At 55.2% G+C, this 16,559-nt stretch carries 11 protein-coding genes; 3 read left to right on the top strand and 8 right to left on the bottom strand.

The genetic code is table 11. The features are described 5' to 3' along the window. Positions 1 to 25: 25 nt before the first annotated feature. From OCA8868_RS07880 to OCA8868_RS07850, 7 genes are all read right to left on the bottom strand, one after another. Positions 26 to 1,450: a UDP-N-acetylmuramoyl-tripeptide--D-alanyl-D-alanine ligase gene (locus OCA8868_RS07880; protein ID WP_093996002.1), complete on the bottom strand. Its 1,425-nt coding sequence runs from the start codon at positions 1,448 to 1,450 to the stop codon at positions 26 to 28. Continuing rightward, complete coding sequence (locus OCA8868_RS07875) at positions 1,450 to 2,943, bottom strand: UDP-N-acetylmuramoyl-L-alanyl-D-glutamate--2,6-diaminopimelate ligase (RefSeq protein WP_093996001.1); 1,494 nt, start codon at positions 2,941 to 2,943, stop codon at positions 1,450 to 1,452. Before OCA8868_RS07875 ends, OCA8868_RS07880 begins: the two co-directional genes overlap by 1 nt. A gap of 46 nt (positions 2,944 to 2,989) precedes the next feature. Beyond that, positions 2,990 to 4,783 carry a peptidoglycan D,D-transpeptidase FtsI family protein gene (locus tag OCA8868_RS07870; protein WP_093996000.1) on the bottom strand — a complete coding sequence of 598 codons (1,794 nt, stop codon included), beginning with the start codon at positions 4,781 to 4,783 and terminating at the stop codon, positions 2,990 to 2,992. Then, on the bottom strand, positions 4,780 to 5,133 hold the full coding sequence (gene ftsL, locus OCA8868_RS07865; protein WP_093995999.1) for a cell division protein FtsL: 354 nt from the start codon (positions 5,131 to 5,133) through the stop codon (positions 4,780 to 4,782). The genes OCA8868_RS07870 and ftsL overlap by 4 nt, the downstream gene beginning before the upstream one ends. Next, the gene (gene rsmH / locus OCA8868_RS07860) at positions 5,133 to 6,110 is read right to left on the bottom strand and encodes a 16S rRNA (cytosine(1402)-N(4))-methyltransferase RsmH (protein ID WP_093995998.1); all 978 of its coding nucleotides are present in this window, start codon (positions 6,108 to 6,110) and stop codon (positions 5,133 to 5,135) included. The genes ftsL and rsmH overlap by 1 nt, the downstream gene beginning before the upstream one ends. 1 nt (position 6,111) lies before the next feature. Further along, positions 6,112 to 6,615: a division/cell wall cluster transcriptional repressor MraZ gene (locus OCA8868_RS07855; protein ID WP_093995997.1), complete on the bottom strand. Its 504-nt coding sequence runs from the start codon at positions 6,613 to 6,615 to the stop codon at positions 6,112 to 6,114. Between the two features lie 649 nt (positions 6,616 to 7,264). Continuing rightward, entirely contained in the window at positions 7,265 to 8,359 is a 1,095-nt protein-coding gene (locus OCA8868_RS07850) for an Mrp/NBP35 family ATP-binding protein (RefSeq protein WP_093995996.1), read from the bottom strand. Positions 8,360 to 8,665: 306 nt separating this feature from the next. Here OCA8868_RS07850 and OCA8868_RS07845 point away from each other — a divergent pair, with 306 nt between their 5' ends. Continuing rightward, complete coding sequence (locus OCA8868_RS07845; RefSeq protein ID WP_093995995.1) at positions 8,666 to 8,884, top strand: DUF1127 domain-containing protein; 219 nt, start codon at positions 8,666 to 8,668, stop codon at positions 8,882 to 8,884. 272 nt (positions 8,885 to 9,156) lie between these two features. Continuing rightward, positions 9,157 to 9,783 carry a LysE family translocator gene (locus OCA8868_RS07840; RefSeq protein ID WP_093995994.1) on the top strand — a complete coding sequence of 209 codons (627 nt, stop codon included), beginning with the start codon at positions 9,157 to 9,159 and terminating at the stop codon, positions 9,781 to 9,783. A 27-nt stretch (positions 9,784 to 9,810) separates the two neighbouring features. On the opposite strand, the gene OCA8868_RS07835 is transcribed toward OCA8868_RS07840, so the two are convergent. Next, on the bottom strand, positions 9,811 to 12,297 hold the full coding sequence (locus OCA8868_RS07835) for an ATP-dependent helicase (protein ID WP_093995993.1): 2,487 nt from the start codon (positions 12,295 to 12,297) through the stop codon (positions 9,811 to 9,813). A gap of 612 nt (positions 12,298 to 12,909) precedes the next feature. Here OCA8868_RS07835 and pyc point away from each other — a divergent pair. Beyond that, on the top strand, positions 12,910 to 16,353 hold the full coding sequence (pyc, locus tag OCA8868_RS07825; protein ID WP_093996206.1) for a pyruvate carboxylase: 3,444 nt from the start codon (positions 12,910 to 12,912) through the stop codon (positions 16,351 to 16,353). The last annotated feature ends 206 nt before the right edge of the window (positions 16,354 to 16,559 follow it).

Raw genomic sequence — 16,559 nt, 5'->3', positions numbered from 1 at the left:
ATACGTAAACCTTATCGCGTTATCACTAGATCGTGTCGGGATGCCCCAGTTTGCGGATGGCGTCAACGACAAGGCTGATTTTTGAGCCTTTTGACCCCTTTACAAGCACAACATCGCCTGCATCCACAAGCTGTGACACTTGCGTTGCCAGTTGTTGCGCGGTTTGCGCCCATTCCCCGCGTTGCCCTTCGGGGAGTGCGTCGTACAAATGGCGCATTCGCGGGCCGGCACAGTGAATCAGCTGCAATGCCGGAACGGAGGGGTCATTGACCACATCGGCGTGCATTGCCATTTCATCGGGGCCAAGTTCTAGCATATCCCCAAGGATCGCAACACGCCGCCCTTTTACAACGCGCCCAACATTGTCGCGTGGGGTGTAAGACGCCAAAACTTCAAGCGCCGCAGTCAGCGACGTCGGGTTAGCGTTAAACGCGTCATCCAACAACGCAAGACTCTCGCCGACATTTGCAGGATCCGTGGTCACTGTTTCCAACGTACCGCGCCCCGCAGGGGGCTGCCAAAGGCCAAGGTCCATCGCCGCCTGCACAGGGTCCGCACCCATTGCATCACAGGCCGCCAGAATGCCAAGCCCGTTCATCGCAAAGTGACGCCCAGCGGTGGAGAGTTTGAACATCAGCGGGCCATTGGGCGTGTCCGCTTGAACCATGGTTTGCCCCTCAGATAGGGCTACATGATCCAGTTTCCAAGTCCGCGACATTTGGCCAAACAGTACCTGCGTAACTTGGCAACGGGCGGCATATTTCTGCAATACGGCGCTTGTTTCAATGTCTGCATTCAAAACGGCGACACCATTCTTTTCCAACCCATCAAGGATCGATGCCTTTTCACGGGCAATACCCGAAATGTCATCAAACGCTTCAAGGTGGGCTGCCGCGACGGTCGTAATCATCGCAACATCAGGATGTGTCATGCGTGACAGCGGCGCGATCTCTCCGGGGTTGGACATGCCGATTTCGATAACGGCAAATTCCGTGTCTTGCGGCATACGCGCCAAGGTCAGCGGCACGCCCCAATGGTTGTTATAGCTGGCTTCGGCGGCATGGGTTTTGCCTTGGCGCTGCAAAACAGTGCGCGCCATTTCCTTGGCCGAGGTCTTGCCAACCGACCCCGTAATCGCAAGGACCTTGGCCTTGGTGCGCGCGCGTGCTGCCTGCCCCAAAGCTTCGAGTGCTGCTAAGACGTCTGTAACAACCAACAGCGGCGCATCATCGGCGACACCGTCAGGCCGATGCGTCACCAGCGCCGCAGCGGCCCCTTTTTCTAACGCCATCTTTACGAAGTCATGGCCATCGCGTTCCGCCTTGAGCGCGACAAACAGATCGCCCTCTTGGATGGTGCGCGTATCGATGGACACACCATTCGCGGTCCATTTTACGGCTGATGTTCCACCTGATACGGCGGCAGCGTCACTTGATGTCCAAAGCGTCATCACAAATCTCCGTCAAGGGCGCCCACGGCGACACTGGCTTGTTCTACATCGTCAAATGGCAGCACATCATCCCCGATGATCTGTCCGCTTTCATGGCCTTTACCGGCGATCAAAAGCGCATCCCCCGGCCCAAGCGCATCAACGCCGCGCAGGATTGCCTCGGCGCGATCGCCGATTTCGATAGCTTCAGGACATCCAGCCATAACAGCGGCGCGAATTGTGGCAGGGTCTTCCGAGCGCGGGTTGTCGTCGGTTACGAAAACGATATCCGCGTTTTCAGCTGCGGCCTGCCCCATCAAAGGCCGCTTGGATGCATCACGATCCCCGCCGGCCCCGACAATCGCGATCAGCTTGCCCATCACATGCGGGCGCATCGCTTTCAGGGCCGTAGCAACCGCATCAGGCGTGTGGGCATAATCGACAAACACAGATCCGCCGTTCTTGCGCGTCGCGGCGTGCTGCATGCGGCCGCGAACGGTAGTCAAATATGGCAGGGTATCAAAGGCTTCCTCAGGATCGCCGCCCGCGGCAATCACCAACCCAGCGGCAAGCAAAACGTTATCCGCCTGAAAGCCACCGATCAGGTTCAGGCGCGCCTTATGACTGCCGCGTTGCCAATCAAACAATATTTCCTGCCCCGTTGCGTCAAACCGCTGTGCAGTCAGTTGCAAACGCGCCTCGTCTCTGCGGCCAACGGTGATGGTTTCCAGCCCGCGGGCCTCGGCCAATGCAACGACCTCTGGCCCCTTAGGGTCATCAATGTTGATGACTGCCACGCCTTCTTCGGGCAAAAGCCGCGTGAACAACCCCATCTTGGCATCGAAATAGGCCTCGAAGGTTTCGTGATAATCAAGGTGGTCTTGCGTGAAGTTCGTGAACCCCGCCGCCGCCAAAATCACCCCATCAAGGCGGCGCTGGTCCAAGCCGTGGCTTGACGCCTCCATCGCGACATGGGTGATCCCTTCGGCCTTCGCCTGCGCCATGGTGCGGTGCAGCGTGATGGGTTCGGGTGTTGTGTGTTTCAACGGATGGGTCCACGCGCCTTCAACCCCTGTGGTGCCAAGGTTCACCGCCGCAAGGTCCATCTCGACCCAGATTTGGCGGGCGAAGGTAGACACCGATGTTTTGCCGTTGGTGCCTGTGACCGCAATAACCGTTTCAGGATGTGCGCCAAACCAAAGGGACGCGGTTTGCGCCAAGGCACCGCGCGGGTCTTCAGCTATGATCAAGGCGGCATCGCTTTCGGCCAGCTCTTTGGCTGCAATTTCAGCGCCTTGCGCATCCGTTAGAACAGCGGCCGCCCCCATGCGCAGCGCGTACTGGATGAATTCACCGCCATGCACCGTGCTACCTGGAAGCGCGAAGAACAACGTTCCCTCGCCCACCTCGCGGCTATCAACGGTTAACCCCGTTATAGTCGCTTCCTGACCACCCTGCGCATGCAAGCCGAGGCCCGCCAAAGTGGATGTTTTCTGGTCTGCTTGGCTGCTCATATCCGACCTCAAGTTAGGGCGTGATGGGGGCCCCCCATCGCCCGTATCAATTTGAAGTCAGTGTTACACCTGTTGGCGTCAGGGTTTCAACGTCCGGTCGCATGCCCAACAGCGGTGCAACGCGGCGGATCATTTCTGCGGCAACTGGAACGGCCGTCCAACCTGCGGTGCGGCGTTCCTCACCAAGAGTTTCGATGGATGGTTCGTCAAGCGTGACGATCAAAACATATTTCGGATCAGAGGCTGGGAAAACGGAAGCAAATGTCGCGATGGTGCGGTCTTCGTAATAGCCACCTGTTGGGCGCGGCTTATCCGCCGTGCCTGTTTTACCGCCAACCTCATAACCAACCACATCGCCAAAGGACGCGGTGCCGTGGTCAACAACAGCGCGTAGCATGTTACGGGACGTTGCTGAAACTCGCTCGCTGACGATACGATCACCGTATTGCGGGCCGTCTTGGCGTATTATCGTCGGCTCAACGCGGTAGCCACCGTTCAAAAGGCTGGAATAGGCCGTCGCAAGGTGCACGGGCGAAGACGAAAGACCGTGCCCATAAGATATTGTCATCGTTGAAATTTCTGACCAATTCGCTGGCAACAACGGGTCACCTGTTGGGGCCTCGACCATTTCGACTGTGGTTTCTTCCAGCAAACCCAACGTTCCAAGGAATGCGCGTTGGCGTTCGCCGCCAATCATCATCGCAATACGCGCGGTGCCGATGTTGGACGATTTCACAATTACATCTTCTGCGCTCAAAGCGGGACCGTAATTATGGAAGTCACGGATGCGGAAGCGGCCCCATTCAAGCGGCCCAGTTGTGTCGATCATCGTATTGGCGTTGATCAGACCAAGTTCCATGCCTTGCGCCACGGTGAAAATCTTAAATACAGAACCAAGCTCATAGACCCCCTGCACCGCGCGGTTAAACAGCGGGCTGTCGGATTGGTCCCCTGCGCCGTCTTCAGCGGTCAAAACGCGTGGGCGGTCGTTCGGATCAAAATCTGGTAAAGACACCATTGAGATGATTTCGCCTGTGTGAACGTCCATCAAAACGGATGACGCACCTTTGGCGGACATCAACATCATGCCGCCTTGCAACACACGTTCGGACGCTGCTTGCACGGTGAGATCGATGGACAGTTCCAACGGTGCGCCTTCATTTGCGGGATCACGCAGGAAATCGTCATAGTAGCTTTCGACGCCAGCCACGCCGACGACTTCCGCCGAACTCACACCTTCACGCCCATAAGTCGCGCCACCAAGAATGTGGGCTGCAACGGAACCGTTCGGGTACAGACGCATTTCACGTGGGCCAAACAGCAGGCCCGGATCGCCAATGTCATGCACGGCTTGCATCTGCTCTGGTGAAATTTCACGGCGAATCCAAAGGAAACGGCGCTCTCCAGTGAAGTCTTTCAACAGCTCTTCGGCATCTAGCTCGGGGAAAATCGCCGCCAAGTCAGTCGCGGCTTTTGCCGGATCTATCATGTCTGGAATCTGTGCATATAGGCTGTGCGTATCAAGATTGGTTGCCAGAACGCGGCCATTTCTGTCTACAATATCAGAACGTTGCCCGATAATAGGCGAACCGGACGCCTGCGCCGTAGGTTCCTCGGGAACCGAACCGGAAAGCGCCGCCATGCGCACACCGATCACACCGAACGCACAAAAGAACGCAAGTCCCATTACCAACAAGCGCCCCTCGGCACGGTTGCGGGCGCGGTCACGGTCTTCCTCGTGACGCAAGCGAATGTTTTCCGCCTCAATAGCGTCAGGGTTTTGGCCCTGTGCGCGGGCTTTCAGGATACGGGCAAGTGGGCGCAGTGGTGTGCGGATCATTGGGTCGCCTCGGGAGCATTATCTGAGGACACTTCGATGGAATTGGAAATGTCGAATACAATCTCGGTTGGGTAAGCCACCTGTTCGATCCGTCCAAATGCGTCCGGCATCAAAGGCAGCAATCCCAGGCGATCAAAGTTCAACTCCGCCAAGTCGCGCAGACGATCGGGACGGTTCAGGTAGGCCCATTCAGCCTCCAAGACATTCAGACGTTCATGCGCGGCACCAATCTGGCGGTGCAGGCTGCGCACATCACTCAAAGATGCCTGCGTTTCGTAGTTTTCATGGTACGCCCAATAGGCAAGACCCATAACCATCAAACCGGAAATAATGTAAAAAATTGAACGCATTACCGTTTATCTTTCAATTGAGGCATACCGAGTTTCGAGCGATCCACAGCGCCCGCTGGCGCATCCGTGCGCCGTGCAACGCGCAGCTTGGCGGACCGCGAACGCGGGTTCATTTCCAGCTCATCGGCATCAGGGCCGATGGCTTTCTTTGAGGTGATTTCAAACGCAGGCTTTTCCGTTTCCATTACGGGGGAATAGCGATTTGCATTGCCCATCCCGCCCCCGCGCTGCTGCAAGAACCGTTTCACCATGCGGTCTTCAACAGAATGGAAGGTCACGACGGCCAAATAACCGCCGGGTTTCAGGGCGCGTTCGGCGGCCTCCAACCCTTCGGCAAGCTGGCCATATTCATCATTTACCGCGATGCGAATGGCCTGAAATGACCGCGTTGCCGGATGGCTTTGCCCGGGCTTCGAGCGCGGCAAACACCCTTCAATTATTTTTGCGAGGCGAAGTGTCGTTTCAATAGGCTCACGGTCACGTTCGGAGACGATTTTCCTTGCGATCCGTCGCGACGCACGCTCTTCACCATAGGTAAAGAGAATGTCAGCAAGATCGGTCTCGTTTGCTTCATTGATAATGTCAGCTGCACTTCGTCCCTCCTGTCCCATCCGCATATCTAGCGGACCGTCCCTCATAAAAGAAAATCCACGCTCAGCCTGGTCCAACTGCATGGAAGACACACCGAGGTCGAGGACAACCCCGTCTAAATCAGTCGCAATCGCGTCTAGGTTGGAAAATGTATTTTCTACCAGCTCAATTGCTGGGTTTTCGATTGTCCATTGTGCCATTTTGAAAACGGCTGGGTCGCGGTCGACACCAATTACTTTGTCAGCACCGGCATCTAAAAGGCGCTGGGTGTAGCCGCCCGCGCCAAAAGTGCCGTCCAACCATGTACCCTGAACAGGCGAACAGGCCGCGATAAGCGGTCCGATCAGCACGGGAACATGGGGGGGAGAGGCGGCAGCAGTCTCCATCTTATTCAGACCCTGGTGGGTAAATTAGCGAGAGTGGATCAAAGTCACCGTCAAACTCTGCTTCCATCGCTGCGGCTTCTGCTGCCTCAACTTCGGCGTAGGTCTCGGCGTTCCAGATCTCAAAGAAGTCGCCCATCGCGGCCATTGTTGCTTCACCGGTTAGACCGATTTGCTGACGCAGACGCTGGGGCAGCACGATGCGCCCATCTTTATCAACTTCAGTGTCCCATGATTTACCAAGGATCATCCGGCTGGCACGTTTGCGGGCTTCAGAGCCACGCGGCAGGGCCTTAATGCCCTCTTCGATCTCTTCCATCGCTTCAATCGTATAGGCGTGGAGACAATTTTTCAGATGTGGGCCGTGCAAAACGACCATACGTGGGAGGGGATTTTCAGGGCAACGCGGATCGCCATCGGTGAGCACAACGCGAAAATCGGCAGGGATCGACATGCGTCCCTTTCCGTCAACCTTCTGGTTGAATTCGCCTCTGAAGCTCAAACCCACTGTCCCGCGGCTCCTACTACTCTTCCCCCGATAAATCGCTGTTTTTTAACGAAAAGAGGCGGATTAGTCTGCTGCCACTGACCAATCCGCCCTCTCCTTCCCGTTTCCGGGTTAGTCCAGCTGCGCGCGCCACCTGGGGGGATGTCTGCTCGCTCGCGCGCCGGATCTCTTCGTTCAAGAATTGGGTGCCTGTATGAAACCTGACCTAAGTTTTCTTAGTGTCGGTGGGGTCGTTTGGTGCCCCGTATTGTCTGCCCGTCTTCTTGAGATGTTTATGCATGGGAATTCATGGTCCGCCAAGTACTTTTTGGGAATTTATGGCACAACATGGTGTTTTTGAACCTCCCCCACACTAGGGCGTGTGTTCAGATTGGCATATATGGGGAAAATTTGCGTATTTTTGCCAAATTAAGCACAAGATATAGAGAACGCACTTTTTTTAAAAAAGTTCCAGAAATTCCCAGAAAAACTAGAAATTTTCAGCAAACCCCATTCCAATTCACGCAAAAACCCGCCCTTCACGGACGAATCATGGGTATTTTCCTTGAAATTGATTCGAGAACTACGGGCCTAGCCCATGATTTCCCATATCGCCGCTTAATGTATTTTTCATAGCCGCGCCGTCCGTGAAAGACGACGCGCTGGATCTTCAGCCCATGCCGCCGTCGATAAGACGCTTTGCGAGTGTCGCGTAAGCTTGCGCCATTGGCCCCTCGCCCGCGGCAATTGGTGTGCCAGCATCACCGGCAAGCCGCGTGTCCAGATCAAGGGGCAGCGCACCTAAGAAAGGTGCTCCAATGGTTTCAGCCTCAGCCTCAACACCGCCATGGCCAAACAGATGCGCCTCATGTCCGCATTCAGGACATATATAAGTAGACATGTTTTCGATCAGCCCCAACACAGGGGTTTTAAGCGTGTTGAACATATCAATCGCCTTGCGTGCATCCAAAAGGGCGACGTCCTGCGGCGTGGACACAACAATCGCGCCGGTCAGGTTGGTTTTCTGGCACAGGGTCAGCTGCACATCACCCGTTCCGGGCGGTAAGTCGACCAGCAGAACATCCAGCTCACCCCATTCGACCTGCGTCAACATCTGTTGCAACGCGCCCATTAACATAGGACCACGCCAAACGACGGCCTTTGCTGGGTCCAACATCAGGCCAATAGACATCAGCGTCACACCATGGGCCTGCAATGGAATAATGGTTTTGCCGTCCGGCGATGCAGGGCGCTTGGTTGTGCCCATCATGCGCGGCTGGCTGGGCCCATATATATCGGCATCCAACAGGCCGACCTTACGGCCTTGTTTGGCAAGCGCGACGGCAAGGTTGCTAGAGACCGTCGATTTACCAACGCCGCCCTTCCCAGAACCCACCGCAATAATACGCGCAACACCGGGGATCCCTTCAGGGCCCGCTTGCGGCGTTGGGTGACGTCCGATTGTCAGGTTCGGAGGCGTTTTATCTGTCGGTGGCGGGGGCTGCTTGGACGGGCCGCCGCTGTGGGCTGTCAAAACGACTGACACGGTCTCAACGCCATCCATCTTAGCGACAATCATCTCGGCGGCTTGCCGGATCGGCTCCATCCGGCCAGCCATCGCTGCATCCGGCGCCTCAATAACAAAGCGTACGGTGCTTCCTTCGACGGAAAGCGCACGGATCATATCCCGTGAAACCAGATCACCCCCATCAGGAAGGCCGATTGTGCTCAACGCGGCCAGAATCAATTCATTAGTTTGCGCCATTTGGATCACCCAGTAGTTTTCTTGGACTATCTAGACTGACCAAGTTTGAGACAACAGTGCTGATATTTTGCACATGTTGAAAATTGACACTACGTAAAAGCGACTAATTACCTAGCGTCAGACAACCTGTTTGCGCAATCCGTAACAGTTTCAAGACATTATCCATGCATTTTCTGCATAGCGGTATTGATCATGCAAGGGATTGTGCAAGTGCAGCAATTGCCTATTTTCAATCTCGAAGACGCAATACGGCGTCCTAACCGACGGCCCATACAATCGGGCTCAACACTGAAAAGAGACTAAGACATGGCACATATTACTGACGTTCGCATCAGCAACGCATCTGTGTTCTCAAACATCGCAGCGCTGCGCGACGCACTCGCGGCACGCTACGCACAATACCGCGTTTACCGCACAACATTGGCTGAGCTTCAGTCCCTGTCCACCCGTGATCTGGCCGACCTCGGCATGCACCCAAGTGCAATCGTATCCATCGCTCGCAAAGCGGCATACGGCACTAACTAATTACCGAAATCGGGGCTTTCTCTTCCTCCCAGAAAGTTGCCCCGTGATCGCGCCCACCTCCTCCTCCCAGGATTGGGCGCAGCGATCAAGACGCGGCGATGTCTTCCTCCTCCCTGACATCGCCGCACTTGAAACGCGACACGGTCAACCGTCCTCCCACGAGTTGGCCAACGAACAGAACGACGAGTTCCCTCCTCCCGGGCTCGTCGTTTCTTCGTTTTAGGGGCATTGTTTTCTCTGGCCTTTCGCAACGCTAGGCGTAGAAATGCCTGATGAGTTCTGACGTTTTCCTTACCCTAATCACGTTTGCATTTGTCGGAACCGTCACACCGGGGCCGAACAATGCGATGTTGATGGCATCTGGCGCGAACTTCGGGTTGCGGCGCACGATCCCGCATATGATGGGGATCACGCTTGGGTTTCCCATCATGATCGTACTGGTAGGCTTCGGCCTGATGCAGATTTTTGACGCCTTTCCGGTGGTCGACAGAACACTAAAAGTCGTCTCGATCGCCTATCTTTTATGGCTCGCCTACAAAATCGCGACGGCAGCACCAAAACTGCCAGATGTACCTAAGACTGGTGGCAAGCCGCTTACGTTTCTGCAGGCCTCTGCATTTCAATGGGTAAACCCCAAAGCATGGAGCATGGCGGGCTATGCAATCACGCGGTTTGCAACGGATGCTGATGGCGCACGGTCCCTATTGGCTGTCGGAATTGTGTCCTTCGCCTTCTTCGCAGTGAGCTTCCCGTCAGTGACGGTATGGACGACTTTGGGCCAACAAATGCGCCGCTTCCTGACATCGCCAGCCCGCTTGCGCACTTTTAACATAATCATGGCTTTGCTCTTGGTCGCGACATTGGTGCCTGTGGTTTTTCCAAACCTACTCGGCCCCTAATACTGTCTCACAACTTGCTAAACGTGCTCAGAACGGCACATCATTGGCTTTGTGCGCGCTGACGATAAACTTGCCGACAACCTTTTTCTCACCGGCTTTGTCGAACTCGATCACCAGCTTGTCCCCCTCGATCTGCATCACTTCGCCATAGCCGAATTTTTGGTGGAACACCCGTTCACCCGTGGTGAAGGATGATGTCGCGGTCATGTCGATGGTCATGCTGCGGGATTCTTTAGACTGGCTCATCGGGCGTTGTTGACTGCGCTGCTGCAAACGCCGCCATCCGGGGGAGTTGTAGACATCCGCACTCGCAACACGCTCATGCAGGTCTGACGCCATACCATCGCTGGCCGGATTAGCCTGTGCTGCCATGCCCGCCGCGCCAAAGTTGCCACCGTACAAACCGGGCGGCGTGAGAACCTCGACATGTTCTTCGGGCAGCTCATCAATGAAGCGGCTCGGCATTTGGGACTGCCAGCGGCCAAAAATCAAACGGTTCGACACAAAGGAAATCGTGCAGTGGCGTTCCGCCCGCGTGATGCCAACATAGGCCAAACGACGCTCTTCCTCGAGGCCCTTGAGACCGCTTTCATCCATGCTGCGTTGGGACGGGAAAATTCCGTCTTCCCAACCAGGCAAGAACACCGCCGGAAATTCCAAACCTTTGGCGCCATGCAGCGTCATGATCGTAACCATGTCGCCCTCGTCTTCTTTGGCGTTGTCCATGATCAGGCTGACGTGTTCGAGGAATCCTTGCAGGTTCTCAAAGTTTTCCAGCGCGTTAACCAGTTCCTTGAGGTTCTCCAACCGTCCCGGAGCCTCGGGCGTTTTCATGTTTTGCCAATGACCCGTGTAGCCGGACTCGTCCAAAATCATTTCGGCCAACTCAATATGCGTAATCTCGGGCGGCCCATACTCATATTCAGCGGCAACCGAACCAGCGTCGTCATCAATGACTACGAGACGTTCATTTTCGTTTACGCGGACAAGAGGCCCGCGCAGCTTCTGATTCCAACGGTCCAACCCCTGAACCAACTCGCGCAAGGCATTGCCACCCTTGCCCTTAATCAGCCCGCCCTCAACACACATCCGTGCGCCTTCGACCAAGTTCACGCCGTTTGACCGCGCGGTCATCTGGATCGTTTGTACCGCTTTATCGCCCAACCCGCGTTTGGGCGTGTTTACGATCCGCTCAAACGCCAAATCATCATCTTGGGACACGGCCAGCCGGAAATAGGCCATCGCATCGCGCACTTCCAAACGTTCGTAAAAGCGCGGCCCACCGATTACGCGGTAGGGCAAACCGATGGTTAGAAAACGGTCTTCGAACGCGCGCATCTGATGGGATGCCCGCACCAATATCGCCATTGAATTCAAAGGAATAGGATCAAGTCCACGTGTGCCGCGTTGCAGGGACTCGATTTCCTCACCGATCCAACGCGCTTCTTCCTCACCGTCCCAATGCCCAATCAAGCGGACCTGTTCACCGTCTTCGCCGGCTGTGAACAACGTCTTGCCAAGGCGGTTTCTGTTGGCGTCGATCACCCCCGCCGCAGCGCCTAAGATGTGTCCGGTTGAGCGGTAGTTTTGTTCAAGCCGCACCACATGGGCGCCTGGAAAATCTTTCTCGAACCGCAGGATGTTGCCCACTTCGGCCCCGCGCCAGCCATAGATGGACTGGTCATCATCGCCCACGCAGCAAATGTTTTTGTGCCCCTGCGCCAACAGTCGCAGCCACAAATACTGCGCGACGTTGGTATCCTGATACTCGTCAACAAGGATGTATTTGTACCAGCGCTGATAGTTTTCCAGCACGTCTGCATGGGTTTGGAAAATCGTCACCATATGCAACAGCAAGTCGCCAAAATCACAGGCGTTCAGGTCTTTCAGGCGTTGCTGGTAGGCCGTATAAAGCTCAACCCCCATACCATCATAGGCCGATGCCTCATCAACAGGAACTTGGCTCGGCATCCATGCCTTGTTTTTCCAGCCATCAATGATCCCCGCCAACATGCGCGGCGGCCAACGTTTTTCGTCAATATCCGCGGCCCGAACGAGCTGTTTCAAAAGGCGCAGCTGGTCGTCGGTGTCCAAGATGGTGAAGCTCGATTTCAGCCCAACAAGTTCCGCATGGCGGCGCAGTTGCTTTACACAAATCGCGTGGAATGTTCCCAGCCAGCGCATCCCTTCAGAAACGCCATTCGTCAGTGACCCGATACGCGTCTTCATCTCACGCGCGGCTTTGTTGGTGAATGTCACCGCCAGAATTTCGTCAGGTCGCGCCGATTTGGTGGCCAGCAAATGCGCAATCCGGCAGGTCAGCGCCTTGGTTTTGCCTGTCCCTGCCCCCGCAAGCATCAACACAGGCCCGTTCAACTGCACAACGGCCTCGCGTTGCGCATCGTTCAAGCCGCTCAAATAATCAATGGCAGGGGCTGCCATCGCCCGTTGGGATAGGGATGGCTTGGCTACTGCAGCGCTTTCAAAAGCGTCTTCATCGGAAAAATTGCTCATGCCGTTTGTTTATCCCGCATCTGCGCCCACCGCAAACCCTGTGTTCACTTTCTGTTCATGCAGCATCCACACGCGAAACCTGCGTGTCTGAGGTCGTTTTAGGCTGGTTTTCTTGGCGTATGGGTCAACTTGTGCGGCAATCAATGCATTAGCTTGGAGGGTAACATGAAAAAAATCTATTATTAGTACGACTTTGGCATTTAGCCTTTTTTGCATCCGCGTCATTTGCGGACAAAAACTTACCAGTCATGCAGATGGACGAAAGCGCCATCAAAAATCAGACCTCTGTCGGGTCAAATTCTGCGTGGGCGCTGGTGCCGATTATCATCTTTACGCTTTGGGTATTTCTAGCGTCGAGAGGCGGCGGTGGCGCTCCGATGTCGGAATACCTAAGCTAGAGTTTAATGATCGCTTGGAAATTCTGAAACTCATGCGGTTGCCGGGAAAGCCTCGGCAATCGCAACTACGAAATTGCCCAACACTCAGAACAGATAGCTATTCCTGCATGTGTTGGCGCTATAAATTCATCACGACAGCTAGTTTACACCCACAAAAAAATCCCCATAAATGCTGCAACTGCAAAATGCACCATTCAAACGGGGGGCCAAACGCATGGCTGACTTTCAAAAAATCCTGATCGCAAACCGGGGTGAAATCGCCATCCGTATCATGCGCGCCGCTAACGAAATGGGTAAGAAAACTGTCGCTGTTTTTGCCGAAGAAGACAAACTTGGCCTGCACCGTTTCAAAGCGGATGAAGCCTACCGGATTGGCGAAGGCCTCGGCCCTGTAGCTGCATACTTGTCCATCGAAGAAATCATCCGCGTGGCAATCGAATCCGGTGCGGATGCCATTCACCCCGGCTATGGATTGTTGTCTGAGAACCCTGAGTTCGTAGACGCCTGTGAATCCAACGGCATCAAATTCATCGGCCCAAAGGCCGAAACCATGCGCATGTTAGGCGACAAAGCCAGTGCACGTGATGTTGCAGTTGCAGCCGGCGTTCCTGTCATTCCCGCAACAGACGTGTTGGGCGACGACATGGATGCTATCAAAAAGGAAGCGGCAGAGGTTGGCTACCCGTTGATGCTCAAGGCGTCATGGGGTGGTGGTGGCCGCGGGATGCGCGCCATCAATTCCGAGGGCGAACTAGAGGAAAAGGTGCTTGAGGGCCGCCGCGAGGCTGAGGCTGCGTTTGGCAACGGCGCAGGTTTCCTTGAGAAGATGATCGTGAAAGCGCGTCACGTTGAAGTGCAAATCCTTGGCGACAGCCACGGCCAGATTTACCACCTTTGGGAACGTGACTGTTCTGTACAGCGCCGCAACCAAAAGGTTATCGAACGCGCCCCTGCCCCGTATCTTTCGGGCACCCAGCGTGAACAGCTTTGCGCGCTAGGCAAAAAGATTTGCGAACACGTGAACTATGAATGCGCTGGTACGGTCGAATTCTTGATGGATATGGACAGCGGCGAGTTCTACTTCATTGAGGTGAACCCCCGCGTGCAGGTGGAACACACTGTGACTGAGGAAGTCACTGGCATCGATATCGTTCAAGCACAGATCAAGATCGCCGAAGGCAAATCACTGGTCGAAGCCACGGGCTGTGCGAGCCAGTATGACGTCAAACTCGACGGTCATGCGCTGCAAACCCGCGTTACCACCGAAGACCCATCTAACAACTTTATTCCCGATTACGGCCGCATTCAGACCTATCGCAGCGCAACGGGCATGGGCGTCCGTTTGGATGGCGGCACCGCCTATTCCGGCGCGGTCATCACGCGCTACTATGATAGCTTGTTGACCAAAGTGACCGCATGGGCCCCAACACCCGAAGCCGCGATTTCCCGTATGGACCGCGCGTTGCGTGAATTCCGTATTCGTGGTGTGTCGACCAACATCGCGTTCGTGGAAAACCTACTGAAACACCCGACGTTCCTTGATAATACCTACCATACCAAATTCATCGACGAGACTCCGGACTTGTTTGACTTCAAACCGCGCCGTGACCGTGCGACGAAAATCCTAACCTACATCGCGGACATCACAGTAAACGGGCATCCTGAAACCGCTGATCGCCCGAAACCTGGGGCTGAAGCGATTGCTCCAAAGGCCCCCACCCCGCGCACAAAAGACACCATTCCCGGCACGCGCCAAATTCTTGATCAGTTCGGCCCAAAAGCTGTGGCCGATTGGATGCGTGACCAGAAGCAGCTGTTGATCACTGACACCACAATGCGCGACGGTCACCAGTCCCTGCTGGCCACGCGCATGCGTTCGATTGATATGGTGCGGGTCGCCCCAAGCTATGCTGCCAATATGTCCGGCTTGTTTTCTATGGAATGCTGGGGTGGTGCGACGTTTGATGTGGCCTACCGCTTCTTGCAGGAATGCCCGTGGCAGCGCCTGCGCGACATTCGCGCCAAGATGCCAAACATCATGACGCAGATGCTTTTGCGTGCGTCCAACGGTGTTGGTTACACCAACTACCCTGACAACGTCGTTCAAGAATTTGTGCGCCAAGCCGCCACATCCGGCGTCGATGTATTCCGCGTATTTGACAGCCTAAACTGGGTCGAAAACATGCGTGTTGCGATGGACGCGGTGATCAAGGCTGAAAAAGTCTGTGAGGGCACGATCTGTTACACAGGCGACATGCTGGACCCAGATCGTTCCAAGTATGACCTAAAATACTACGTCGGCATGGCCAAGGAATTGGAAAAAGCCGGCGCGCACGTATTGGGCCTGAAAGACATGGCCGGCCTGCTAAAACCACAGGCAGCGACGCAATTGGTTAAAACCTTGAAAGAAGAGGTCGGTCTGCCGATCCACTTCCACACACACGATACATCCGGTGCCGCGATAGCGACCGTTCTGGCGGCATCCGCTGCAGGTGTAGATTGTATTGATGCGGCGATGGACAGCTTCTCGGGCAACACATCCCAGCCGACGCTTGGGTCTATCGTTGAATCCCTGCGCGGGTCTGAACGTGACACGGGCCTCGATATTTCCGCCATCCGCGAGATTTCGAACTACTGGGAAACGGTTCGCGCCCACTATGCGCCGTTTGAATCCGGTCTTCAGGCCCCAGCGTCCGAAGTTTACTTGCACGAAATGCCCGGAGGTCAGTTCACCAACCTTAAGGCGCAAGCGCGTTCCTTGGGTCTGGAAGAGCGCTGGCATGAGGTTGCGCAAACCTATGCGGATGTGAACCAGATGTTTGGCGATATCGTAAAGGTCACGCCATCCTCAAAAGTGGTGGGTGACATGGCCCTGATGATGGTGTCCCAAAACCTGACACGTGCGCAGGTTGAAGACCCTGAAACAGACGTTTCCTTCCCCGATTCCGTCGTAGATATGATGCGCGGCAACCTTGGCCAACCACCAAACGGGTTCCCTGACACCATCCTGAAAAAGGTGCTTAAGGACGAGAAGCCGAACCTGTCCCGTCCGGGCAAGCATTTGAAAGCAGTGGATTTAGAAGAGGTTCGCAAGGAACTTTCGACCAAGTTGGATGGCGCGGAAATCGACAACGAAGACCTGAACGGCTACCTGATGTACCCAAAGGTCTACACCGATTACGCCCAACGCCACGAAACCTATGGTCCCGTGCGCACCCTGCCGACAAAGACGTTCTTCTACGGCATGGAACCATCCGAGGAGATCGCAGCGGAAATCGACCCAGGCAAGACGTTGGAAATTCGCTTGCAAGCCGTCGCTGACACCAATGAAGAAGGCGAAGTGAAGGTCTTTTTCGAACTCAACGGTCAGCCCCGCACGATCCGTGTTCCAAACCGCATGGTTAAGGCAACAACCGTTCAGCGCCCGAAAGCCGAAGCAGGCAACGAACACCACATTGGCGCACCAATGCCCGGTGTTGTCGCCAGCGTCGCGGTTGCAAATAGCCAATCCGTCAAAGAAGGCGATCTATTGCTGACAATTGAAGCGATGAAGATGGAAACCGGCATCCACGCCGAACGTGACGGAGTAATCAAAACCGTCCATGTTGCAGCTGGTGGGCAAATCGATGCCAAGGATCTTTTGGTGGAAATAGAGTAAGCTCCAACATGCTCACACCCGTTCAAACTATTGTCGCAACCCTAAGCGTTCTGGTTCTGAGCGGGTGCCAAGTCCTTGTTGCGAATGGATCACTACGGTCAGGAATTCGCGACCTTACATATCAAATGCCCTACGAAGACGTCGTTGCCTTACTCGGGCCACCAACGCATGGGGGGAACCCGACTTTTGAGAGGTTCCAATCGTCA

The sequence above is a fragment of the Octadecabacter ascidiaceicola genome (assembly GCF_900185015.1).
Taxonomy (GTDB): Bacteria; Pseudomonadota; Alphaproteobacteria; order Rhodobacterales; family Rhodobacteraceae; genus Octadecabacter; species Octadecabacter ascidiaceicola.
Note: the sequence above shows the minus strand (reverse complement) of the source record. Positions and strands in the feature narration are given on the sequence as shown.